Below are 24433 nucleotides of genomic sequence, written 5' to 3' on the forward strand. Positions count from 1 at the left end.
AACCACCACGATGTCGCAGGAGCATTCAAGCAATATGATAGCGCTAGCCCGGCCGGGCGGACGGGTTTCACGAGCAGAGATCAGAAGCGAACCGCTAAGAGGGCACTTAAAGCGCGGCGCGACTTGCCGACGTGGCCCTTATCGCACTCAGCGTCTGCGCATCGCGACCGTAGATATCATCGTAATAATGGATGATGCCGTCAGCGGTCGGCCACGCGGTGAAATAGGAGACATAGACCGGAATTTCCTCAGGAACCGGAACGTCCTTCTTGTCACCAGCCGCAATCTCCTGATTAACCGAATCCACCGACGTTTTCAGCACGGCCGCCGCCATGGCGCGCGGGTTTTCCAGACGGACGCAGCCGTGGCTGAACATCCGGTCCTGCGAGGCAAACTTCCCACGTGCCGGCGTGTCATGCATGTAGATGGCATGCGGATTTGGAAATAGGATTTTCAACTGGCCAAGAGCATTATCGGCACCTGGCGGCTGCACGACGGCGATATTCTCCAGCGGCTGTGTCCAGTCGACCTTCGCCGAGGGCATCGGCTTGCCGTTGACGGCGACCTTGTAGCCCTCGCGGTCGAGATAGGACGGATCCTTCTTCAAGTGCGGAAGCATCTCGTTCTTAATGATCGACTGTGGGACACCCCAATCCGGATTGAACTCGACCGTCTTGATCGTCGCATCGAAGAAATTCGTCTGATGGTCCTGCTGCCCGATAACCGCTTTCATCGAGAGCGTGACATCACCGTTTTCGGTGTAGTAGGCCATGTAGGCGGGTTGAYTGATGAATACATAGCGGTCCGGAAACTCCTGCGGCATCCAGCGCAGTTCTTCCATCGCCACGGTCACCTTGTTGATGTTGACCGTCGTATCGCCACCCTGGCCGGAGTTTCGCAGCCAGTGCAGTTCCGCCGCAAGCTGCGCGAATTTCCGACTGCTGGGCATGAAACGATCGACGGCCGACATCAGGTCGGGGGCGGCTGCCAATCGGGCAAGCGTCGCCTGCAAATCGACTGGCTTGCGCTTGAAATCGTAATAGTTCGAAAGCTTGTTCGGATCGATGCGGCCCCGGAAATTGTCCTGGAGGAACATCAGCATCTTGTTCGACAGGGAGAGCTCGAATGTTGCCAGAGCCTTCGATTGATCGGCAGAATTTTGCCGACCCTGACCCAGCGCTTCCGCAATGGCGTAGTCGGCTGCGGTCAGCCCCCAGTCGTCCGCTTGCTTTAGGAGCGCCAGCGCCTCGCGGGCTCTAGCGTTCGGACCCTTTGCGTCTACCCAGATCAGCTTGGCTTTTGGCTGGCTATAATAAGCTTCTAGCGATGCGGCTATGTCGCTGTTCATCTGCAGAGACAGACCGCCCATCTCCCGCATGATCTTCGCGGGGTTGCCCGCGCCGCCGTCGAACAGCGTTGAAAGGACGGAATCATCGCCTGCCCGCGTGATGTGAACCAAGCGGCGGTCCGGCACGGCATAGCCTTGCGCCACGGAAGCCTGCGTTGCCGGAGCCACCGACTGCGGCTCGGCGTGCGCACCGATCCCGCTCGCCACAAGCGCCAGCATGCTCACCAGAGTTAGCTTCAGGCGTGAAGCCGACATGTCTGCCATTGAATATCCCCAACACTTAACGCGCAAAACCATGCGAGATGGCACATGTCTTCGCGATCCTTTACCACGGACTAGAAGCGGCAACATTCAGGCAGAACCTTGGCGGATGCAGATCACGAGAGGTTGAAAACGATACTTTGGGCGAGCGCCGCTTTCTGCAGAAAGCGACGTGTAGCGAAAATGTCGCACAAACTGCAGTCGCGGAGGCGGCACCCGAGCGTCGGACAACGCCCGGGTGCCGGCTCACGATAATCAGAAGTCTTCCCAGGCCTTCTCCGCGACCGCCGACGCTCGGCCACCAAAGGCCGTCGCAATCTTTCGCCCGAGCGCCCGCGCGGGCGATGCAACGCCGGGGCTCGTGGGTGACGCCTCCCGCACCACGCCTGCAACGACCGCCGGGCGCTGAGCCTCTTCATCAAGATTGAAGCGCGCGAGCAACTGGTTGAGCGAAGCCGCGTCTCTGGCAAGGCTGTGGCTTGCCGCGGTCGACTGCTCCACCATCGCAGCGTTCTGCTGGGTGCCCTGGTCCATGGCATTCACGGCCGTATTGATTTCCTGCAGACCGATCGACTGCTCGCGCGCCGACTTCACGATCGCGTCCACATGGCGATTGATCTCCTGGACCTCGGCAACGATGACCTCCAGCGCCGTTCCCGTGTTTCCGACCAGCTCAACACCTGAACGGACATGGTCGCCGGACATGATGATCAACGCCTTGATCTCCTTGGCCGCCTGAGCCGATCGTTGGGCGAGTTCGCGCACTTCCTGGGCAACGACCGCGAAACCCTTGCCGGCATCGCCGGCACGGGCGGCCTCGACGCCGGCGTTGAGCGCCAACAAGTTCGTCTGGAAGGCGATCTCGTCGATGACGCTGATGATGTTGGTGATCTCGCCCGAGGAGCGTTCGATTTCCTTCATCGCCACGACGGCGTCGCGGACGACCAGTCCGGACTTTTCGGCTCCGGTGCGCGCCTGCGCAACGAGATTGCCCGCATCTTCCGCCCGCTTGGTAGCGTCCTTCACAGTGGTGGTGATCTCTTCCAGCGCTGCAGCCGTCTCCTCGACGGAAGCGGCCTGCTGTTCGGTGCGTCTCGAAAGATCGTCGGCCGCAGAACGGATTTCATTGGCGCTGGCATCGATGCCCCGCGCGTTGCGACCGACTGCGCGCAGCGCCTCGCTGAGGTTCCCGGCGGATTCGTTGAAGTTCGTCCTCAACGCATCGAGATGGGCGACGAACGGCGTGTCGATGCGATAGGCGACGTCGCCCTGCGCCAACCGCCCGAGTGCGTCACCCAGCCGATCGACGGCGAACTCGGTGTCGGCTTCGTCCCTGGCTTTTTGCGCGTCACGCGCCGCCCGTTCCTGGTCCGAGAGACTGCGATTTGCCTCCGCCTCGTTTTCAAGACGGATTCGCTCGAGGGCGTTATCGCGGAACACGGAGACGGCTCTTGCCATCTGGCCGACCTCGTCACGCCGATCCTGGCCATCGACACCGCCTTCGGCATCGCCGCGGGCAAGCGATATCATTCGTTCGCGCAATTTCGCGATCGGCGCGGTGATGCCGCGCGAAGAGACGAAGAGGGCCATGCCTGTGCTCGCCGCGAACACGATGGTTAGGACAACGAGCGAGATCAGAATGGTCGATCGTGTCTGCTCGGTCAGCGCGCTGGCTCGGGTATTGATGTTTTTCTTCATCAATGTGGTTAGGTCCCGCATATCTGCCAGCAAAGGCTTGATGAGCAGATCGGCGCGAGCCAGGGCGCTCTTCGCCTCGGCATCGCGCCCTTCCGCGCCCAGTTTCACCGCATCGTCCATTTGAGCGGTGAGGTTCTTCGACCTTGCGATGAAATCGTCGATCGCGGCAGTATCCTCGGGGCGGCCACCCTTGGATTGCTCCAATCGGCTGATCAGGCTTGCGGTGTTCTCCTTGTAAAAATCGTTCGCGACTTTGAAGCCCGGATCCTGCACGTCGTAGGCCAGTGTCTGGTAGGCAGCATAGCCGACGGAAACCAAGCTTCTCGTGGAGGCAACAAGATCCACTTCCGCCTGATAGTCATCGGAAATGAACTCGGAGTAGGTGGAATCCACCGTTTTGAATCTGTCGGATATGAAGAGCGTGGCGCCGATGCCCACGACACAGATCGGAATAATCAGGGAAAGAACTTTGGTACGAATAAGCGCATTTTTCAGAAACGACATATGACCTCTACGTGACAGGGATCGATGATCGACTGTCGCGAGGTCGCAATACCTCACTCGCCAATACGGCGCCGAGCATCGGTGTCGCGTCAACGAATGAGACCGACAATCCAATGGTTCTAGCCGCCAATCAATTCATCGATCGGATAGGTGATATCGACATGGCAGAGATCGTGGCCATCATGGCGGCTCGGGCGGATTCTACCAGTTACGAAACTCGGCCCGAGGTAAAGGATTTTTCAGTAAGTATGATCGAAAAGCAGGTCGCCTTGCCGGACACCAGTCAGCACAGTCCCCACGGGCCGACTGGTCAAGCGGTTGCATTCCAAGGCTATTTGTAAATTGGATCGACGTCGCGCCACAATCAGTCTTTGCTGGAATCAGTTTTCATAAAAATTGAAGTATATGGCGGGAAGGGCCGCATTGACGCAGACACGGCAAGTGCGGCAGTGACGGCGCGCATGTTGCGTGACAAACTCGCCGCCGATGGAATCGACCAAGGTCCTTCCCACGCTGAAATCTGAACGAGGAACAATCTTGACCCGTACCGTATATCTGAACGGCAGCTGGCTCGCCGAGGCCGACGCAAAAGTCTCCGTGTTCGACCGCGGCTTCCTGTTCGCCGACGCGATCTACGAGGTCACCGGCGTTGTCGGCGGCAAGCTGCTTGAATATGCCGGTCACGCGGCCCGCCTTCGGCGATCCACGGCCGAACTCGGGATTACCTGCCCGCTGACGGAAGAGGAGTTGCTTGCCGTTCATCGCGAGATCGTCCGCAGGAACGACCTTCAGGAGGGCCTCATCTATCTGCAGATTTCGCGCGGCGCCGCCGATCGCGACTTTGCCTTCCCAACCGACGCTACGCCGACACTGGTCCTGTTCACCCAGGCCAAGGCCGTGCTCGAAAATCCGAAGGTGAAGACCGGGATTTCGGTGGCGCTGGTTCCCGATCAGCGCTGGGTTCGGCGCGACATCAAGACGGTCCAACTGCTTTATCCGTCGATGGCGAAGATGCAGGCCGCTTCCGTCGGCGCCGACGACGCCTGGCTGGTTGAAGACGGCTTCGTCACCGAAGCAAGTTCAGCAACCGCACACATCATCAGCAAGGACGGGACACTGATCACGCGCGGCCTGTCGAACGCGATCCTGCATGGCATAACGCGCCTCAGCGTTCTCGACATCGCCCGCTGCGCCGGACTTGCCGTCGAGGAGCGCGCTTTCACGCCTGACGAAGCAAGGAATGCCGCCGAGGCCTTCATCACCTCGGCGACGAGTTTCGTTCTACCTGTCACCTCGATCGACGGGCAACCGATCGGCGATGGCAAGCCGGGGCCTGAAACGCTGAAGCTTCGCCAGCTTTATATCGAAAACAAACTGGCGAACGCGATCTGATCCTTCCCGTCGTCCATTTGCGGGCGAAAGCCGCTATTTCGCCGGGGTGGGCTCGCCAAGCGAGAGCATCAGGCGGTTCGCCCAGTTGAAGAAGGCGGCGCCGTGAATGACATCGGCGATCTCGAGATCGTCGAGACCCTCTTTGTGCAGCCGGTCGATCTGCTCCGCTCCGAATGCCGAGGGCGTCGCCGTCAAGGCGACCGATGCTTCGACCACGGCTTTCCAGCGACGGCTGGAAAGATCGGCATCGGTGCCTTCGTCGAGAAGCTTCTGAACCTCTTCGGTGCGCTTAGAGTGGTGCGAGGCAAAGCGGGAATGCACGGAGGCGCAGAAGATGCATCCATTGCTGCGTGATGCGGCCGTCGCCGACAGCTCACGCTCGGCGCGCGGCAAACCGGCCTCGGTGTTGTAGAAGATGTCCTTGTCCGTCTTGGTGCGGGCTTCGAGAATCTCCGGATCGCGTGCAAGCAGCATGAAATATGGGGACTTCGCCCGCGAGGCGTCGACGAGGCCGGTCCAGTGCCGTTCGGTGAGCTCTCCCTCTGAAAGCGGTTCGAGCCAGGGCGTCCAGCCGATTTCAGCTTGCGTGAAGGCAGTCGGACGATTTTCGATCTGAGGATGGATGACAATATCGGTCATGACGGCTCCTTATTCCGCGGCGGCGCGTGGAGCGCGCGCCTGCACTGCGGTGCCGAGCGCAGAAAGCGCGGCAACGACACGGATCTGGAAAGAGAGAAAGGCAACGAGCTGCGAGAGGGTGACGATGGCGGTTGTTGTCCAGCTGGCGTTGAGCAGCTTCTGCAACGCATCCGGGCTCGCTTCGCGCGGACGAAAAACAAGGAGATGCGCATGCTCCAGGGCCGCCGACAGTTTGGCGCCAAAAACGGCACGACCAAAATCCGATACGCTGTAGACCGGCCCAGGCCTGTCTTCGACCGACAACGGACCCGTCGGGTAGTGCCCATAGGGCCCCTCGGTTACAGCCTTGATAAGTTCCGTCCTCACCGCAGCCGCAAGGGACGCGCCGCCGCTCGCTTCGCTTAGACCGGCCACGTAGAACTCTGTGGCGCCAGCCGCTTGGTGAAGGCCGGCGACGAAAGCCGCAAGCACAAGCCGCTCGGCGCGCGTGACGTCCGTCTCGTTCACGGGCTCGAAGAGCGCGAGATAGCTCTTCTGGGCGTTGATGCGGGTTTCCGGGCGCTGGTTGCGGATGCGATCAAGAAACGAGCCTGGCTCGATGGCCGCCAGAAGGTCGATGATGTCGGGTGACTGCGTACTCATATGGGTTCCTTTCCTGGTGGCAGCCTAAGCCGTGGCCAAGCGTCGTTCCTGTGTTTTCGCGTTCGCCGGCCTTGAAGTGTTTGGGTTCCAGCCAAGCGCGGGCGCGACTTCGCCGGCGATCAGTTCCAGCGATCGCAGGATGTACTCGTGCGGCGGATCGACGGAATGGACCTGGAAGACGAGATCGGTAACGCGCTCAAGCGCCGTGTCGGCTTTCAAGGAGGCGACCACATCCTCAGGCGTGCCAACATGGACATCGAACGCCCGGATGAGATCTTCAGTCCTGGTGCTTGCCACCTTGTGGCCGCTGGCAATGAAACGCTCCGCGCTGCGGCGAAGCCCTATTTCTGCGAAGTGAAGTGCCTGCTGGCGATCGTCGGCCACGAACAGGCTTCTTGATCCGAGGATACGCGGCGCCCTGCCCTGCGGCAGGTTTTCGAGATAGGCGTCGATGATCGGATTTTGCAGCTCCCAGAGCCGCGTGTCGGGTGCATCCGCTGAGCGCGGCTGTGTGCGCGACAGCATCAGCCCATCACCATCGCGCCCTGCCCGCTCGCCGCCGCCGACCGAAAATGTTGCCTGCCAGACCCGGTCCAGAAGATGCGGCGCGGTGGGATAGAGCCGGCTGTCACCGGCAAGCGGCCGTCCCGCCCAAGCGTCGCGGACGGTTGCCAGGCTTTTGGCATAGACAGCTGCGCGACCACTGCTCTCCAAGCCGAAAGGCAGGAAGGACGTCGGCGTTCCACCCGTTCCGAAGCCGATTTCGAGACGATTGTTCGAGAGAATGTCGAGTACGGCGGTATCTTCGGCCACACGCACCGCGCTTTCCATCGGCAGCGTGATAACGCCGGTCCCGAGCCTGATCCGCGAAGTCCGAGCCGCGAGCTCCGCCAGGAAGATCAGCGGCGACGGGAGACCGCCTTCGTCACCATCAAAATGATGCTGCGCCACCCAGGCGCTGTCGAAGCCAAGTTTCTCGGCATGAACGATCTGCTCGGCAACCAGCCGGTAGCGCGTGGCCGCATCGACCTGATCGAGCACGCGACTGAAAAAGCCCAGGCGCTTCGGCGGGATTGCCTTCGTCATCATTTGCTTCCCGTATTCGTCAAGGTGGATGATCCCCGTGCAGGGGTGAATGTCTTGCCCGGAATTGCGGCGATGAGATCGCGCGTATAATCGCTTGCCGGGTTGCCGAAGACCTGATCGACCGGGCCGCTGTCGACCAGTTTTCCGCCGTTGAGCACCGAGACCGTGTCGGCGATCTGGCGAACGACGGCGAGGTCGTGTGAGACGAAGAGATAGGTCAGGCCGAGCTCGCGCTGAAGATCGCCGAGCAGAGCCAGAATCTGCGCCTGCACCGTCACGTCGAGAGCGGAGACGGCCTCATCAAGCACCAGGATTTTCGGCTTCAATATCAAGGCGCGGGCAATGGCGACGCGTTGCCTCTGCCCGCCTGAAAGCGCCTGTGGCCGCCTGTCCAGCACATCATCCGGAAGCCCGACCTTGGCGATGATCGCATCAACCCGCGCCATTCGCTCGCCTCGCGCCACCGGCTCGAAGTTCAAAAGCGGCTCCTCGACGATGCGCCGGATCGTCTGACGCGGATCGAGCGAGCCGAAGGGGTTCTGGTAAACGAGCTGTATCGTCTTGCGGAAGAGCCGCAACGTCTCGCCGCGCAACTCCGAAAGCGGCAGGCCATCGACGAGCACCCGACCCGACGTCGGCTTTTCGAAGGCCGAGATGATGCGGATGCTCGTCGTCTTGCCCGAGCCGGATTCGCCGACGAGGGCGTGCGTCGTGCCCCGCCGAACGGAAAACGATATGTCGTCGACCGCACAGAAGCGCCCGTCACCGCCGATGCCGAAATCCTTGACCAGGTTTTCGACGACAATGATGTCGTCGCTTCGTTGATCCAGCGGCGACGTTGTCACGATACGCGGGCGTTGGTTGAGTGATGGCGCGTCCAACAGGAGCTGGCGCGTATAGGCGCTCTTGGGGGCGGCAACCACATCCGCGGTGCGACCTTCCTCCTGGATACGACCGTTCTTAAGCACGATCAGCCGATCCGATCGGTCAACCGCCACGCCAAGATCATGTGTAACGAGAAGGATCGCGGTACCATATTCCCGGCGAAGCTCATCGATCAGATCGAGAATGTGTTTCTGCACCGTCACGTCGAGCGCGCTTGTCGGCTCGTCGGCGATGATGAGCGCAGGCTTCAACGCGATGGCGATGGCGATCAGCACGCGTTGCTTCATGCCACCGGAGAGCTCGTGTGGATATTGCTGCGCGCGCAGCCTCGGCTCGCTGAGACCGACCCGTTCCAGAAGCTCGACAGCCTGCGCATAGGCAACCGGACCCGATGCCTTGCCATGTATGGCGAGAATTTCGGCCACCTGCTTGCCGATCGTCTTGACGGGATTGAGCGAATTGCCAGGGTCCTGCGGCACAAGGCTGATGACCGCGCCGCGAACGCCGTCGAGCCGCCGTTGCGGCCAGCCGGCGATCTCCTCGCCGTTCAATCGGATGCTGCCAGATTCAAGCCTGCCGTTGTCAGGCAGGAGGCCGATGATCGCCTGCGCCGTCGAGCTCTTGCCCGAGCCGGATTCACCGACCAGCGCGACGACCTCGCCGGGATTGACACGGAAATCTATTCCGTGAACGGCAGTCCGGCTTCCGCCGCGGCCTTCATAGCTAACCGTAAGTCCTGCAACATCGAGCACTGGCGATGGCTGGAATGGGTCCCTTGGCAGATCGTTCGGTCTTATCGTCATCTATCTCCTCCTCCGATTGCCTGGCTGATGCGGTTGACGCAAAGCACCACGAGAACAACGACGACGCCCGGCGCTGCTGTCAGCCACCACGCGGTCGCGATGTAATTGCGACCCTCGGCGATCAGGAGCCCCCATTCCGGCGTCGGTGGCGGCGCGCCGTATCCGAGGAAGCCGAGCGTCGACAATTGCAGGATTGCCGATCCCACCTGTAGCGCTGCGAAGGCGATGACAGAGGTCAGCGAATTGGGCAGGATATGGCGCCAAAGGACGCTCAGAAACCTGCCGCCGCTGCCGAAGGCCGCTTCGACATACTCGCTGCGCCGGACCGTCACGACTTCGGAGCGCACGATGCGGGCGAAGCTCGCGACCGAGGTAATGCCGACAGCGATCGCGGCGTTGAGCGTACCGAAGCCGAGAAGGATGATGATGCTGAGGGAGAGCAGCAGGACAGGGATCGACAGCAGGACATCCACCAGCCGCATGATCACGGTTTCCGTGCGGCCTCCGAGCGAACCGGCAAGCACGCCAAGCGTGGTTCCGAGAGCAAGCCCGATCCCGACGGCCGCCAGGGCTCCGGATAGCGAATGCACGGAGCCATGCACGAGGCGTGCGAAGAGATCGCGCCCAAGTGCATCCGTTCCAAGGATATGCGTCAGGCTCGGCGCTTTCAGCTGCTGGCCGGGAAGTCCCTTGATCGGATCGTAGGATGTAAACAGCAACGGAACGACGGCCCACAAGAGGACGATCACAAGCACGACGACTGCGAGCACGAGGCTGACATCGACACGCTGCCTGCGTGGCGCATTGGCCGATGCCGGATTGCCGACGCTGTCGGCATTAGCGATTTCGAGTGGGCGTTCGGCGACATCAAGGCTCGTCATCGTGCAGTCTCCGGCTTGGCTTTGAGCCGCGGATCGAGAATGGGGTAGAGAAGATCGACCAGAAGATTGACGGTGACGAAAGCAGCGGCCGACAGCACGACGATCGCCTGCAACACCGCCACGTCCTGGAAATTGACCGCCTGCTCGGTGAGGCTGCCAATGCCGTTGAGGCCGAAGACGGTTTCAGTGATCACGGCGCCGGCAAGGAGTTCACCGAACAACACGCCGCCGACGGTCAGCACGGGCAGAACCGCGTTCTTCGCGACGTGCCGCCACAGAACCCCGGCATGCGATGCTCCCTTGGCGCGCGCCACGGCAACAAAAGGCCGCGTTTTGACCTGGTCGATGTTTCGGAGAAGGATCTGTGCCAGCGGCGCGGAAATGGGAACGGCGATGGCAAGCACGGGCAATATCAAGCCTTCCCACGGTCCCGGATTGATCACAGGAACCAACCGCAGGCGAAACGAGAAAATCTGGATCAACATGATCCCGAGCCAGAAGGTCGGCACGGACACGAATAGCGAGGGCACCGACTGAATGATGCCGCGCAGCCTGCCAAAGCCCTGGATGTTGGCGAGGATGGCCAAGAGGACGGCAATCGCGACGGCAACGACGAAAGCAAAGCCGGCGAGGCGGACCGTGGGAGGCAGGTTCGTCGCAAGCTGTGCGCTGACGGCCACGCCTGCCTGCAGCGAGTAGCCGAAGTCGCCGACCAGGAACCGTCCAGCGGTGTGCAGATACTGCGTCAACACGGTGCCGTCAGCTGCGTATGCCGCGCGAATGTCGGCCAGTTGCTCGGGGCTCAGGCCATATTCCGGGTTCTGGAATTTGATCAGCACGGCATCTCCAGGCATCGCCTGCAAAAGGACGAAAGAGATCGTGAATGCGGCCCACAGCACCAGCAGTGCCTGACCTATGCGTGACGTAATGTAGCGGGCCATACCGATCCCTTCGCGTCAGGGGCGTGCCCGGCGAACGCCGGGCACATCGTTCAGTGCGCGGCAATCCAGGTGCCGTAAAAGCTCGGGCGACCGACGGCTTCGAAAGCGACGCCATTGACGTAAGGAGCGCCAGCGAAGGCTTGCGGCTCCTCGAAGATCGGGATCGCGTAAGCCTGGTCGATAACGTAGTTCTGGACATCGCCGGCGATCGCCAACCGCTTGGCGCGATCAGGCTCCGAGGACAATTTCTCAAGCAACCCGTTCAGCTTGTCGTCGACGAAGGATTTGACCTTGTCGCTGGGCCCGCCTTTCTGGCGAAGAACGTCCCGGTTCTTCGGATAGTATTGGCTCTTGATGACGTCAGGATCGGCGCGGCCGACCATAGCAGGAGAGACCGGCGTCTTTGCGGGATCCAGGTCATCGACGGTCTTGCTGCCAGCGTCGCCCGCAAGGACATTGAGCGTCACGCCAAGCTTTGCCCACTGTTCGGCGACGAGCTGAAGCGTCGCCTTGTTTTGCGGTTGGGGTGGCGATTCATAAGCGGTCAACACCAGCGGCTGCCCATCCTTTTCGCGAACGCCGTTAGCGCCAGGTTTCCAGCCGGCTTCGTCGAGAAGTTTGGCAGCCTTGTCACCGTCATAGGCGAGCTTGGGCGACAGATCGACATAGCCTTGCGCAGTGGAGGCTATGATCGATTTCGCTTGCGGATAGTTTGCCGAGAACAATGTCGAGATAATTTCGGCGCTGTTGGTCCCGTGAAGCAGTGCCTGGCGCACCCTGATATCCGAGACAAGCGGATTGTCTGGCCGGAACACGACGCTGTTGTTCACGCCGCGCGTCGAAGCGGCGTAGATCTTGTAGCCCTGGCTTTCGACCTGTTCTTCGTCATAGGCCTGAACCTGGCGGATGAAGTCCGCCTGTCCCGACAGCAGTGCGCCGATCCGCACGCTGTCTTCGCCGGTGATGATGTATTTGATGCCGTCGAGATAAGCGCGCCCCTGATGTTCGAGCTTTGTCGGGCCCCAGCCGTAATCGGTGCGTACCTTCAGGCTAAGCTCCTTGCCGAGCGTCTCGCTGTCAACGACGAAGGGACCCGAACCGACTATCTTGGTCGCATCGCCGAGCTGATCAAACGGCAGGGCAAGCGTCTTCAGCGACACAAGGCCGGATCCAATGACCGACGTACCCTGCAGGAAGCCCGGAGATGGCTTCTTGAAATAGAACTTCACCGTCAGCGGATCGATGACCTCGGAACGATCATAATTGTTGATCACTTCCGATACCGGCTGTTTCAGCTCCTTGTTGCCAAGACCGAAGGTATCGAAATTCTTGGCGACCGCGTTGGCATCGAGCGGCGAGCCGTCCGAGAAGGTCACGCCCTTGCGCAGCTTGAACGTATACTCGGTGGCGTTTTCGTTCACCGTCCAGGATTCGGCGATCCACGGTTCGATCTCGAGCGTCTTCGGGTTCTGATAGGTCAGCTTGTCGGTGATCTGGTTCAGTACCCCACCGTTCGGATAAAAGCCCCCGGCCGGTGGATAGAGGTTGGTGTGGGGCTGTTGCTCCAGATAGATCAACGTGCCACCTTCCACGGGCTTGACGGGTTCCTCGGCCCAGGCGTGTGCAGCGGTTGCCGCGATCGTGCCGGCAAGAAGAAGGCTCTTTAACGTCGTCGTGAAGCTCATCGATTTTCCCTCTGAAACAGATGAGAAACGATAATTGGATAGGCATATAGTATATAGAATTAGTATTCTATAATCGCCAAACTACGGGGAAATTCTCCGATGCGGTCAGCGCAAACCTTTGGAATTTTACCCCAACACGCCATCGGAGATCCGCTTCGCAACAGCGCGAGCCTGCGTGCGAATATCCGGAACCGCTGTGATCTCCCAGAACTGACCGGCCGTCAAAGCACCCACCGCGTAAAGCGCCGGAGCCCCCGGATTGTCGTGCAGGACGGCCGAAGCGGCGTCTACGCCGATGCCGAGGCCCAGCGTATCCGCTTTGATCAGCCCTTGGCGCATCATCTGCTGCAAGAGCGGTGAGTGCCCGATGCCTGCTCGCTCCACACCGGTGCAATTGACCAGCCAGTCGCATTCGATCGTTGCAACGTCATTGGCTGCGCGCTTGCGGTAGTGCAGCATCAGCTGGTTATCGACTTGCGAAACGTCCTGAAGATAACCCGCATGGATCGAAACCTGACCGCTTGCGACCATCTCACGGAAGCGATCGTTGACATCAGGCGCCACACGGTGGCGGTGGATGTTCCACCATGGCAGCCCGTGGCGCAGAAACCGCATGCGTTCGGCTTGCGGCAGGCGCTGCCAGAGCGCCTGGGTTCTCGGCCGCAATGTGTCCATGACGCTGCGCCAATCACCGGCGCGCCGACTTTCACTGCGCAACTGACGCAAGATTTCGCTCATCCTATCGGGAAGATCGGCGGGATCGAAATCGGCGGGAGGCTTCGGCGCTCTTGCGTGCCCGTGCGGAACAAGGCCGCGGCGCGACAGCACATCGATCTTGCCTCGAAATCCTTGCGCGAACAGCGCCAGCACCTGATCGATCATGGTGAGGCCGGAACCAAGGATACAGACCCTGTCGGACGCCTCCACGCGGCGAAGCCAGGACAGGCGCCATGGGTTTTCGATTGTCCTGTCGCGCGCCTCGGCCGGAAGTCTGGAAAGATCGACCGGAAGCGGCGCGTTCCCCACGCCCAGGCAAAGCACGACATGACGCCCGACAATCTCATCACCATTATCAAGCAGAAAGCCGAGCGTCGCGCTGTAGCGCTCCACGCAACCGGTCGCCTTCGCACGGATGAAATCGACCTTGCAGCGTGGTCGCTTGTCCCGCAGCAACGCGGCGAGCGTATCGCGAACATAGAGGCCGTAATCCTGACGCGAGGCGAAATCGCCGTCTCTCAATGGGCGTTTGCGCTCCGTGAGCCAGCTGACAAACGCATCCGGCCTGTCCGGAAACAGGCTCATCCGGCCGGCCGGGACGTTCAGCCTGTGGAGATAGAGTTCGGAACGATAGGCCGTTCCGCGACCAAAACCCGGATCATCCCCCACCACGGCGATCTTCGCGGACGGAGGAAGCAGTTCGATCAGGTTGCAGACCGTGGCAATCGCCGAAAAGCCTGCCCCCACTACCACTACGTCATAGCTCATCCGCATCCCCTGCATTCAAGCAATGACGTGGTTCGCGCGTCGAGAGTTTCAAGGCCGACTTCAATAGACTTGCGCGGCGCGGCTAGTGATTCCGTCTACGCCACCGCCCTACGCGCGCTGATGTATCCCCTGCTCCCATCCAGCAGCGTTTTCGTATAGGGATGCTGGACGCTGCCCTCCAGCAACTGTTCACGCGTTGCGATCTCGACGAAAACGCCGTCCTGCATGACAGCCACGCGGTTGCAGAGATGCGCGATGACAGCCATGTCGTGGCTGACGAGGATATAAGTCAGCTTCGAGCGTTCACGCAGATCCTTCAGGAGATTGAGAATTTCCGCCTGGATCGAAACATCGAGCGCCGATGTCGGCTCGTCGAGCAAGAGAATCTTCGGCTCAAGGATAAGCGCGCGAGCAATCGCCACGCGCTGCCGCTGCCCGCCCGAGAGCTGGTGCGGGAAGCGATGGCGGAAGCCGGGCGGCAGGCCGACGTCGCGCAACACCTGCTCGACACGCTCCTGCCTGCGATCCAGCCCATGGATCTCGAGAGGCTCCAGGAGCGTGCGCCCGATCGTGTGGCGCGGATGCAGGGAGCCGAAAGGATCCTGAAACACCATCTGCTGCTTGGCGAGTTGCGCGCGCGACCGCTTGGGGCCGACCACGTCGCCATCGATCGAAACCGAACCGCTCCACTCTTTGATACGCCCCGCCAGCGCGCCGAGCACCGTCGACTTGCCGCATCCGCTCTCGCCGACAAGGCCGAATGTCTCGCCCGGCGCGACCTCGAAGGCGACGCTTTTGACGACCTGCTTGAAATCATTGCCGCTGCCGAAGGACACGGCGAGATCGTTTACCGATATGATGGACATGTCACGCCTCCGCCCAGCTTGCCTGACGCTTCAGCACTTCCAGCCGATCCCTGGGATGATCGAGACTGGGCAGCGCCTCAAGCAGGCCGCGTGTGTAGGGATGGGTTGCTTCGTCGAGCCTTGAGGCTTCGATCGTTTCCACGACCCGGCCCGCATACATGATGATGACGCGGTCGCAGAAGCTCTTCACGAGGTTGAGGTCGTGAGAGATGAAGATCAGGCCGATGTTGCGTTCGGTAATCAGGTCGTCGAGGATCGACAGCACCTGCTGGCGCACGGTCACATCGAGTGCCGAGGTCGGTTCGTCGGCGATGATCAGCGAGGGCGACGAGATCAGCATCATCGAGATCATGATGCGCTGGCCCATGCCGCCCGACACCTCATGCGGGTAGAGATTGAAGACGCGCTGCGGGTCGCGGATATTCACCCTTTCCAGCATGGCGAGCGTGCGCTCGCGCGCCGCCTTCTTTCCAAGGCGCTCATGCAGGATGACGGTTTCGGCAATCTGCTCTCCGACGGTCATGACGGGATTGAGCGAATACTTCGGGTCCTGCAAGATCATCGAAATCCGGCTGCCACGGATTGCGCGCATGTCCGCCTCGCTGGCGGCGAGGAGATCGACGTCCTCGAAGCGCAACTCATCGGCGACGACTTGAGCCGTGCCCGGCTGCAGGCGCATGATCGCGCGCCCAGTCGTGCTCTTGCCGGAACCGGATTCGCCGATGATGCCCACTTTCTCGCGGCCGACATCGAAGCTTACATTCTTGACGGCGTTGACCACGCCGGACAGCGTCGGAAACTGCACCGACATGTTCTTGACCGAGAGGATCGGTTTTGACTGTTCAGGCATTGCGGGGATCCATGATGTCGCGCAGTCCGTCGCCAAGCAGGTTGAAGGCGAGACTGACCAGAAGAATGGCGATGCCGGGAACCGTCGTCAGCCACCAGGCATCGAGAAGATATTGACGACCGGAGGCCGCCATGGCGCCCCATTCCGGCATCGGCGGCTGGGCACCGAGACCGAGGAAGCCAAGACCGGCAGCCGTCAGGATGACGCTCGACATGTTGAGCGTCAGGCGGATGATGATCGACGGCGCGCAGAGCGGCACGATATGGCGAAACAGAATGCGCCCCATGCCCGCGCCCTGCAACTCGGCTGCGACGACGAAATCTGCGGCACGGAACGTCAGCGTTTCGGCGCGCGCCAGACGCGCGATCGGCGGCCAGACGGTGAGCGCGATGGCGATGACGGCATTCTCGATCCCCGGACCAAGCGCTGCGGAGAAGGCAAGCGCCAGAACGAGGCTTGGGAAGGACAGGAAGATATCGGTGATGCGCATCAGGACCACATCGACCCAGCCGCCGAGATAGCCGGCGGTCGCGCCGATCGCAAAGCCGATGGGCGCCACGATGACCGTGACCAGGATGCTGATATAGAGCGTCGTACGCGCGCCATAGACGAGGCGCGAATAGACGTCCCGGCCGAATTCGTCGGTGCCGAACCAGTTGGCGGATGACGGCGGCTTTAGCGCCATGGTCAAATCCTGGAGGATCGGATCATGGTTGGCGAGCAGCGGCGCGAAGGTCGCGATCAAGACGAGCATCAGCACGACGACGAAGCCGGCGAATGCCAACGGATTGGCGATCAGGTTCAGCCACAGGACATAGGCCTTGTGGAGCCGCGCCTGACGCGTCGAGGAAAACTCCTCGTTGATCAGCCAATTGTGCAGGTCGTTGAAGTAACGTGTCGCCATGATGTCACCGGGTACGCGGATCGAGGAACCGATAGGTCAGGTCCGACAGGAGATTGATGGCAATCGAGATGATGCCGATGAGGAGCACGCTGCCAAGCACCGCGTTCATGTCAGCGAAGAACAGCGCCGACGTGAGATACTGGCCAAGGCCGGGCCACGCGAAAACCGTCTCAATCAGGACCGTTCCGTCGAGCAGGCCGCAATAGGCGAGAGCCACGATCGTCAGCAGTTGCACGCGAATGTTGCGAAACGCGTGTCGCCAGACGATCGCCCGCTGACCGAGGCCCTTGGCCTTGGCGGTCAGCACATATTCCTGACGCAGCTGCTCAAGCATGAAGCTGCGGCTCATGCGGCTTAGATAGGCCATCGCGGCATAGCCGAGGATCAGTGCGGGAGCCGCAACATGCAGCAGCGCATCCCGGAAGACTTCCCACTCGCCGGCAAGGATCGCGTCGACGAGGATGGAGTTGGTCGGCCCTTCGACCAGCCCTTCATTATAGACATCGAGGCGGCCGCTGCCTGGTATGAGGCCGAACTTTGCATAGAACACGAGGATGACGATCGTGCCCAGCCAGAAAATCGGCGTCGAGTGGCCCAGCAGGCCGACGACACGCGCAAGGTGATCGACCCAGGTGCCTTTGCGCACAGCGGAGATGATGCCGAGCGGGATGCCGAAGCCGGCGCCGATGATCGTTGCGAGCGTGGCGAGTTCAAGCGTCGCCGGGAAGACGCGGGCGAGATCGCTGGCGACGGGGTTTTTCGTCACATGCGACTGGCCGAAATCCAGGTGCGCGACATTGCCGAGATAGGTGGCGAACTGCACGTAGAGCGGCTGATCGAGCCCCATTTCCTTGTAGACGCGCTCGTAGGTCTCGTGATCGGCCTGATCGCCGATCACGGCGATGACAGGATCGGCGGGAACCATGCGGCCGACAACGAAGGTGATCACGAGCAGGCCGAGCAGCGTTGTCAGGATGACGGCAAAGGATGCCGTCACCTTGCGCAGTGCGCCAAGAGCCGCCCGTGCGCCTGCCGGCGCGTTTCCAGATGTCTGTGAGATACTCACGTCATTCTCCTCGACAGGAAGGGCTTATTCGCCCTTCGAGACGGTGTCCCAACGGGTGAGCCAGGTCGAATGGCCGACATAGCCCTTGACTTCTTTTCTGACCGCCTTCGCGTCCGTGCGCTGGAAGGAGGTGATCAGGGCCGGTGAAGCATCCAGATAGGCCTTGTTGATCTTGGCGTAGAGATCGGCGCGCTTCTGCTGGTCGGTCTCGTGCGCGGCCGCCGTGACCATGTCCTGGATGTCCTTCGGAACCTCCCAGGCAGAGCGCCAGGCGATCAGGCCGGAGAGTTTCGCATCGTCGGCATTGTTCGGGTTCGTCGCATAGGACGCCAGAACCGCATGCGGGTCGGGCAGGCGTTCGCCGGTGCGCGCCGAGAAGATTTCGAATTCGCGGTTGCGGAACTTGCCGATATGATCGCCGCCCTGCAGGTCGAGCTTGATGCCGGCCTTGGCTGCATTGGCTTGCAGCGACTGGGCAACTTCATACTCCGGCGTCACGGGCGTTGCGTAATAGACCTTGGAGAAGCCATCGGGATAGCCGGCTTCCGCAAGCAACTGCTTGGCCTTGTCGATATCGAGCTTGTACGGGTTCTCGGTGCTGGCACCTGGCAGACCGCCCGGAATGATCGTCTGCTGCTTGATGCCGTAGTATTTCATGACGGTGTTGGCGAGGCCGTCATAATCGATGAGATAACGGAAAGCCTCGCGGACCTTCGGCTTGGAGAGGATTTCATCCTTCTGATTGAGCGCCAGATAGTAGAAGCCGAAGCCCGGCGTCTTCTGGATATCGGCCTTGCCGCCGGCCTCGATCGCCGCCAGATCGGTGGAGGAAAGACGCGTCGCGACATCGACGTCGCCGGCTTCCAGCTGCAGTCGCTGGCCTGACGATTCCGGCATATGGCGAAGGATAACCCGGCGCATCTTCGGCGCGCCCTGCCAGTAATCCTTGAAGGCCTCGGCGATCAAAAGGTCGTTGACGCGCCAGGTCCGCAGCGAATAGGGACCGGACCCGGCATCGTTGGTCTGCAGAAATTCGCGGCCTATGTCGCCGTTCTTCTCGTTCTTGGCGAGAAGCTGGCTATCCAGGATCGAGGTCGAGAAGCTGGCGAGCGAGAAAAGGATCAGATTCGGGTTCCAGACCTCGGGCGTCTGCAGCACGACAGTTGAATCATCCGTCGCCTTGATCAGCTCATCGACATTCTTGTCGGTGATGCCCCACTGGCGAAGATCGACCGACGGCGCCAGGCCGAGCTTCACCAGGCGGCGCAGCGACCACTCGACATCCTTGGCGGTCAGCGCGTTGCCGGAATGGAAGGTAACCCCGGAGCGGATCTTGAAGGTGAAGGTCTTGCCGTCTTCGGATACTGTCCAGCTCTCCGCAATGCCCGGCTGCGGCTTGGTAATGTCATCGGCGGCGAGCACGATCAGGCGCTCGTAAAGGTTGGCGACGATTTCCGCCGATTCCAGCTGGTTGAGCTCGTTCGGATCCAGACCGCGCATCGAGGACATGTTGGTGGCGATCACCAGCTGGTCCTTGGGTGTTGCCGCCTGCACTGCGAGCGGCATGGCGAGCGTCGACGCCACCATAGCCGATGCCATCAGAAAACTGCGTCTTTTCATCGTCCTATCTCCTCCCTGGTGCGCCGGACCTCGCCCCGAGCGCGAATTTTCATATCGACAGCGATCTGAAATCTGGTATATCAGATCTCACAAAACGATTTTGTCGTCAACGGGGGAATTTTCGGGACATGCAAAAAGAGGCATCGACGCAGCCTGGCGCAGACCGCATCGAAAAGATCGACCCGCGTTTTCTAACGACCCTGCGCGACCATGTGCACAAGACGCTGCGCACCGCGATCCTCTCCGGCCGCTTCGCGCCGGATGAGCGCGTCAACGAGCGCCAGCTGGCCGAGCAGCTTGGCGTCAGCACGACACCCATCAAGGAAGCCCTACGCCAGCTTGAGACCGAAGGCTTGGTCGAGACACTGCCGCGTCGCGGCGTGCTGATCCGCTTCAACGCCAACTGGGCCGAAGAGATGATCCTGGCGCGCGCCGCACTGGAATCGATGATCGCCCACCTCGCCGCCAAGCGCATCGAGAAGACCGAAGCGGCCAAGCTAGACGACATCGTCAATCTGATGCGCAAGGCGACCCAGGACGGCGTGGCCGACGACCTGATTTCGCTCAACGAGACGTTTCATGAGCAGATCCACATCGCCTCGCGATGCCAGTATCTCTCGCGGATGATCGAACGGCAGCAATTCTACGACGGCAGCATCCGCCGCGTCATCCATTCCGATCCGCTCGAGCGCGGCAAGGCGCTGGCCGAACATGCCGCGATCGCCGCCGCCATCATCTCCAGCGACAGCGATAAGGCCGAACGCGTGATGCGCGACCACGTCGTCCGCTCCGGCGAAACCTACCTCAACATCGTGTTCAAGAAGAAGGAGGACATCTGACGTGACCGAGGCAATGGAAAAGATCCGCAAGGCCCTGACGGGCATATCGGGCGTGCCCGTGACCCCCTACAAAGCGGATGGCAGCGTCGACATCGCTAAGCTCTCGGCCCTGATCACCCGCCTTGCTCATGCGCGGGTCCACAATCTTATGGCCGCCGGCAACACCGGTGAGTTCTTCACCCTCACCATGGACGAAGTGCGCGCTGTCCACGTCGCGACGATCAAGGCCGCTGGCGGTAAATCCCTGGTTAGCGCAGCTGTCGGTCGTTCGCTGACCGAAGCAAAGGCGCTTGCCCGCGATGCCATCGCAGAAGGCGCCGATGCGATCATGGGCCATCACCCGATGGACCCCTTCGCCGGCCCAAGCTACCAGGCGCGCTACTTCCTGGAGCTAGCCGACGCCAGCACTGTTCCCGTCATCGCCTATGTGCGCAGCGACACTTTCTCCGTCACCGATTTCCGCAAGCTGGCGCTGCACCCGAATATCGCCGGCATCAAGTTTGCATCCGGTAATCTCATGCTGCTCGCCGAAGTGATCCGCGCGACCAAGGATGCGCCGGCGATCTGGGTTTGCGGCCTGGCGGAAGGTTGGGCGCCGGCCTTTTACGCGATGGGCGCCCGTGGCTTCACTTCCGGCCTCGTCAATGTCTTCCCGGAACGCTCGCACGCCATCCACCAGGCGCTGGAGGCCGGTGACTACACGGCCGCACGCGCGCTCATCGACGATATCGCCGGCTTCGAGGCGCTGCGCACCAAATATCTCAACGGCGCCAATGTCACTGTCGTCAAGGAAGCGCTTGGCATGCTCGGAACCGAGGTTGGCCCCGTGCGCGTGCCCGGCGTCGAGAGCCTGACCGAAGCCGAACGCGCGGACCTGCGCGCCATCGTCGACAATGTCGCCGAAAAGAGCCGCGCGGCCTGAGGAAGATCCCATGCATATCACCGGCATCAAGACCTACATGCAGCGCGTGGACGACCGCCCTCGCCTGCTTCTCAAGATCGAAACCAGCGAAGGCATCTCCGGCTGGGGCGAATGCTACAACCACGGCCCGGACTGGGCGCTGCCGCCGCTTCTCGACTACCTCTTTCACCAGATTGAGGGCGAAGATCCGCGCCGCGTGGAATTCCTCGTCCTCAAGCTCAACCAGCAATGCCGCTTCCCGCCGGGTGCACTTGGCCTCGCGGCAATTTCGGCGATCGATCACGCGCTCTGGGATATCGCCGGCAAGGCCGTCGGCCTGCCCGTTTACATGCTGCTCGGCGGCAATGTGCGCGATCGCGTCAAGGTCTATTGCGGCGTCTATACGGCGCCGGACCCGGAAGCCGCGCGCGACCAGTCGCTCGAGCTGAACGAGAAATACGGCTACACCGCCTTCAAGCTCAGCCCCTATCGCCGCGATCTTCATACCGGCCGCTGGGGCGAACTCGTCAAGGAGACGGGCGACTGGTTCGGCAAGATCCGCGAGATCACGCCATCGCATTTTGACTACGCGTTCGACGCTCATGCGAAGATTTTCGAACCCTATCAGGCCGTCCAGCTTGCAGCCGCCATCGCGCCAAACGATCCGCTTTTCTACGAAGAGCCGATCCGGCCGGAACACATCCCGGCATGGACGGAGCTGAAGTCGAAGGTGACCGTTCCGCTCGCAACCGGTGAATCGCTCTATTCGCGCTTTGAGTTCCTGTCGCTATTGTCTGCCCGTGGCGCCGATATCATCCAGCCCGATATCTGCGTAGTCGGTGGCGTCAGCGAGATGCGGCGTATCGCGGCGATCGCGGAAGCCCATTATGTGACGGTGGCGCCGCACAACCCGATGGGTCCGCTGGCAACTGCTGTAAACATCCACTTCTGCGCGGCCCAGCCGAACTTCAAGGTGCTGGAATTCAAGCCACACGTTCACGCGCCGTGGGCAGCCGATCCCTACATGCCCGTCGATGGCCACATGGAGCTTCGGCCGGATCGCCCCGGTTGGGGTCTGGAAATCGACGAGAAAGCGCTGCAGACGGAGGACTACATTCACTGGGAGCGGAAGATCACCCGTAAGCCCGACGGAGCGACCGCCTACCCTTAATCTCTCGGCACGCCCACACGCGATTGACGAGGTAGACGGCGCTAATGCCGCCCACCTCGAAATACCGCCCCCTTTTTCCTGCCTTGCGCGGGATCTCTTTGAGCAAGCAGCCGCCTTATCGGCGGCATTTATTGAAATAATCAGCTCAGGCCGATCATACCGTCAAAGAAAACGGTGGCTGGATGTTAGCCGCGCCTGACAAAGCAATCTCAAAATTAAAATCGATTAGCAGTCTTTCCAAAGCGGCAGAACTGGCTGGATTAGCACTTTTCGGTACTGGACAGTTCCCGATCTCTTTGGTTCATCAACCCCCATCATAGCCGGCTACGCAGGTTTCCGGCTTAAGGTTCGATCCGCCATGAGGGATGAAGTAAAGATGACAGTGATTATCGGCAGTCCGAAGGAGCTCTTCTCTGGGGAAAGTCGGGTGGCGTTGACGCCGCCTTCGGCCGAGCAGCTGCACAAGTTGGGTTACCGCTGTCTGGTTGAGACAGGCGCCGGGGTCGGTGCCGGCTTTTCCGACGACGCCTACCGCGCCGCAGGCGTCGAGATCGCTCCATCGGCGGATGCCCTCTGGTCGTCGGCCGACGTGATCGTCAAGGTCCGCCCGCCGACTGATGCCGAGGCGCGTCTGCTGTCGACCGGCAAGACACTGATCTCCTTCTTCTATCCCGGCCAGAACGCCGCTCTGCTGGAAAAGGTGAAGGCGACCGGCGCCAATGTCATCGCCATGGACATGGTGCCGCGCATCAGCCGCGCGCAGAAGATGGACGCCCTGTCGTCGATGGCCAACATCGCCGGCTATCGCGCCGTCATCGAGGCAGGCAACAATTTCGGCCGCTTCTTCACTGGCCAGGTCACGGCCGCCGGTAAGGTGCCGCCTGCCAAGGTGCTCGTCATCGGCGCCGGCGTTGCTGGTCTTGCCGCCATCGGCACCGCGACCTCGCTCGGCGCCATCACCTATGCCTTCGACGTTCGCCCCGAAGTCGCCGAACAGATCGAATCCATGGGTGCCGAGTTCGTCTTCCTGGATTTCAAGGAGAGCCAGCAGGATGGCGCCGCCACCGGTGGCTATGCAGCCCCGTCGTCGCCGGAGTTTCGCGAAAAGCAGCTGGAGAAGTTCCGCGAGCTGGCGCCCGAGATCGATATCGTCATCACCACGGCGCTGATCCCCGGCCGCGATGCGCCAAAGCTGTGGCTATCAGACATGGTGGCGCTGATGAAGCCGGGTTCTGTTATCATCGACCTCGCGGCGGAGCGTGGCGGCAACTGTGACCTGACGGTCGCCGACCAAAAGATCGTCTCCGACAACGGCGTGATCGTCATCGGCTATACCGATTTCCCGAGCCGCATGGCCGCGCAGTCCTCCACGCTCTACGCCACCAACATCCGCCACATGATGACGGACCTGACGCCCGCCAAGGATGGCAAGCTCGTCCACAACATGGAAGACGACGTCATCCGTGGCGCAACCGTCGCCTTCGAGGGCGCGGTGACCTATCCACCACCGCCGCCGAAGATCCAGGCGATCGCCGCCCAGAAGCCAAGGGAAAAGACCAAGGAGCCGACGGCTGAGGAAAAGAAGGCCCGCGAGGCGGCCGCCTTCAAGGCGCAGACCAAGAGCCAGGGCTTCCTGCTTTTGATCGGCACCGCGCTGCTGCTCCTGGTCGGCGCTTATGCCCCGGCAAGCTTCATGAACCATTTCGTGGTCTTCATGCTCGCCTGCTTCATCGGTTTCCAGGTGATCTGGAACGTCTCGCACTCGCTGCATACGCCGCTGATGGCGGTGACCAACGCGATCTCGGGCATCGTCATTCTCGGCGCGCTGCTGCAGGTCGGTTCGGGCAACTGGCTGGTCGTCATCCTGGCCGCTCTGTCGGTTCTGGTCGCGACGATCAACATCGTGGGCGGTTTTCTTGTCACGCGGCGCATGCTCGCCATGTTCCAGAAGTCGTGATCGGGCCAG

The 24433-nt window shown here is 61.3% G+C and carries 21 protein-coding genes; 6 read left to right on the forward strand and 15 right to left on the reverse strand.

What is annotated here, in order from left to right:
- Window positions 1-106: 106 nt before the first annotated feature.
- Both AC1DOG_RS04415 and AC1DOG_RS04420 read right to left on the reverse strand, forming a co-directional pair.
- On the reverse strand, window positions 107-1612 hold the full coding sequence (locus AC1DOG_RS04415) for a L,D-transpeptidase family protein (RefSeq protein WP_477926945.1): 1506 nt from the start codon (window positions 1610-1612) through the stop codon (window positions 107-109).
- Between the two features lie 252 nt (window positions 1613-1864).
- Window positions 1865-3811 (reverse strand): methyl-accepting chemotaxis protein, encoded by a 1947-nt coding sequence (locus AC1DOG_RS04420; protein ID WP_477926946.1) that lies wholly within the window; start codon window positions 3809-3811, stop codon window positions 1865-1867.
- A gap of 11 nt (window positions 3812-3822) precedes the next feature.
- Here AC1DOG_RS04420 and AC1DOG_RS04425 point away from each other — a divergent pair, with 11 nt between their 5' ends.
- Both AC1DOG_RS04425 and AC1DOG_RS04430 read left to right on the forward strand, forming a co-directional pair.
- A complete protein-coding gene (locus tag AC1DOG_RS04425; protein ID WP_477926947.1) occupies window positions 3823-4152 on the forward strand; it encodes a hypothetical protein in 330 nt (109 codons plus the stop codon).
- Between the two features lie 196 nt (window positions 4153-4348).
- On the forward strand, window positions 4349-5203 hold the full coding sequence (locus tag AC1DOG_RS04430; protein WP_477926948.1) for a D-amino-acid transaminase: 855 nt from the start codon (window positions 4349-4351) through the stop codon (window positions 5201-5203).
- A 33-nt stretch (window positions 5204-5236) separates the two neighbouring features.
- Here the strand turns inward: AC1DOG_RS04430 and AC1DOG_RS04435 are convergent, their stop codons facing one another.
- From AC1DOG_RS04435 to AC1DOG_RS04495, 13 genes are all read right to left on the reverse strand, one after another.
- Window positions 5237-5842 carry an alkylhydroperoxidase domain protein gene (locus tag AC1DOG_RS04435; protein WP_113168299.1) on the reverse strand — a complete coding sequence of 202 codons (606 nt, stop codon included), beginning with the start codon at window positions 5840-5842 and terminating at the stop codon, window positions 5237-5239.
- Between the two features lie 9 nt (window positions 5843-5851).
- Window positions 5852-6484, reverse strand: a complete 633-nt coding sequence (locus AC1DOG_RS04440) for a CMD domain protein (protein WP_289727833.1) — start codon at window positions 6482-6484, stop codon at window positions 5852-5854.
- 24 nt (window positions 6485-6508) lie between these two features.
- Entirely contained in the window at window positions 6509-7570 is a 1062-nt protein-coding gene (locus AC1DOG_RS04445) for a putative FMN-dependent luciferase-like monooxygenase (RefSeq protein ID WP_296436440.1), read from the reverse strand.
- Window positions 7570-9258 carry a dipeptide ABC transporter ATP-binding protein gene (locus AC1DOG_RS04450; protein ID WP_477926949.1) on the reverse strand — a complete coding sequence of 563 codons (1689 nt, stop codon included), beginning with the start codon at window positions 9256-9258 and terminating at the stop codon, window positions 7570-7572. The genes AC1DOG_RS04445 and AC1DOG_RS04450 overlap by 1 nt, the downstream gene beginning before the upstream one ends.
- Window positions 9255-10139 (reverse strand): ABC transporter permease, encoded by an 885-nt coding sequence (locus AC1DOG_RS04455; RefSeq protein ID WP_112943474.1) that lies wholly within the window; start codon window positions 10137-10139, stop codon window positions 9255-9257. Before AC1DOG_RS04455 ends, AC1DOG_RS04450 begins: the two co-directional genes overlap by 4 nt.
- Window positions 10136-11080, reverse strand: a complete 945-nt coding sequence (locus AC1DOG_RS04460) for an ABC transporter permease (RefSeq protein ID WP_112943473.1) — start codon at window positions 11078-11080, stop codon at window positions 10136-10138. Before AC1DOG_RS04460 ends, AC1DOG_RS04455 begins: the two co-directional genes overlap by 4 nt.
- A gap of 50 nt (window positions 11081-11130) precedes the next feature.
- Window positions 11131-12765, reverse strand: coding sequence for a TIGR04028 family ABC transporter substrate-binding protein (locus AC1DOG_RS04465; RefSeq protein ID WP_112943472.1), 1635 nt, complete (start codon window positions 12763-12765; stop codon window positions 11131-11133).
- Window positions 12766-12891: 126 nt separating this feature from the next.
- Window positions 12892-14256, reverse strand: coding sequence for an FAD/NAD(P)-binding protein (locus AC1DOG_RS04470; protein ID WP_296431814.1), 1365 nt, complete (start codon window positions 14254-14256; stop codon window positions 12892-12894).
- A gap of 89 nt (window positions 14257-14345) precedes the next feature.
- Window positions 14346-15116 (reverse strand): ABC transporter ATP-binding protein, encoded by a 771-nt coding sequence (locus tag AC1DOG_RS04475; protein ID WP_112943471.1) that lies wholly within the window; start codon window positions 15114-15116, stop codon window positions 14346-14348.
- A 1-nt stretch (window position 15117) separates the two neighbouring features.
- Window positions 15118-15966: an ABC transporter ATP-binding protein gene (locus tag AC1DOG_RS04480; RefSeq protein WP_112943470.1), complete on the reverse strand. Its 849-nt coding sequence runs from the start codon at window positions 15964-15966 to the stop codon at window positions 15118-15120.
- Entirely contained in the window at window positions 15959-16870 is a 912-nt protein-coding gene (locus AC1DOG_RS04485) for an ABC transporter permease (RefSeq protein ID WP_047511480.1), read from the reverse strand. Before AC1DOG_RS04485 ends, AC1DOG_RS04480 begins: the two co-directional genes overlap by 8 nt.
- A 4-nt stretch (window positions 16871-16874) precedes the next feature.
- Window positions 16875-17936 carry an ABC transporter permease gene (locus AC1DOG_RS04490; protein WP_112943469.1) on the reverse strand — a complete coding sequence of 354 codons (1062 nt, stop codon included), beginning with the start codon at window positions 17934-17936 and terminating at the stop codon, window positions 16875-16877.
- Between the two features lie 24 nt (window positions 17937-17960).
- Window positions 17961-19556 (reverse strand): ABC transporter substrate-binding protein, encoded by a 1596-nt coding sequence (locus AC1DOG_RS04495; protein WP_477926950.1) that lies wholly within the window; start codon window positions 19554-19556, stop codon window positions 17961-17963.
- Window positions 19557-19684: 128 nt separating this feature from the next.
- Here AC1DOG_RS04495 and AC1DOG_RS04500 point away from each other — a divergent pair, with 128 nt between their 5' ends.
- The 4 genes from AC1DOG_RS04500 to AC1DOG_RS04515 all read left to right on the forward strand — a co-directional run bounded on the left by AC1DOG_RS04500 (window position 19685) and on the right by AC1DOG_RS04515 (window position 24424).
- On the forward strand, window positions 19685-20395 hold the full coding sequence (locus AC1DOG_RS04500) for a GntR family transcriptional regulator (protein WP_477926951.1): 711 nt from the start codon (window positions 19685-19687) through the stop codon (window positions 20393-20395).
- A gap of 13 nt (window positions 20396-20408) precedes the next feature.
- A complete protein-coding gene (locus AC1DOG_RS04505; protein ID WP_113008950.1) occupies window positions 20409-21317 on the forward strand; it encodes a dihydrodipicolinate synthase family protein in 909 nt (302 codons plus the stop codon).
- 10 nt (window positions 21318-21327) lie between these two features.
- Complete coding sequence (locus AC1DOG_RS04510; RefSeq protein WP_477926952.1) at window positions 21328-22467, forward strand: mandelate racemase/muconate lactonizing enzyme family protein; 1140 nt, start codon at window positions 21328-21330, stop codon at window positions 22465-22467.
- A 382-nt stretch (window positions 22468-22849) separates the two neighbouring features.
- The gene (locus AC1DOG_RS04515; protein WP_112818951.1) at window positions 22850-24424 is read left to right on the forward strand and encodes a Re/Si-specific NAD(P)(+) transhydrogenase subunit alpha; all 1575 of its coding nucleotides are present in this window, start codon (window positions 22850-22852) and stop codon (window positions 24422-24424) included.
- The last annotated feature ends 9 nt before the right edge of the window (window positions 24425-24433 follow it).

This window comes from Rhizobium sp. 01N48 (assembly GCF_056399145.1).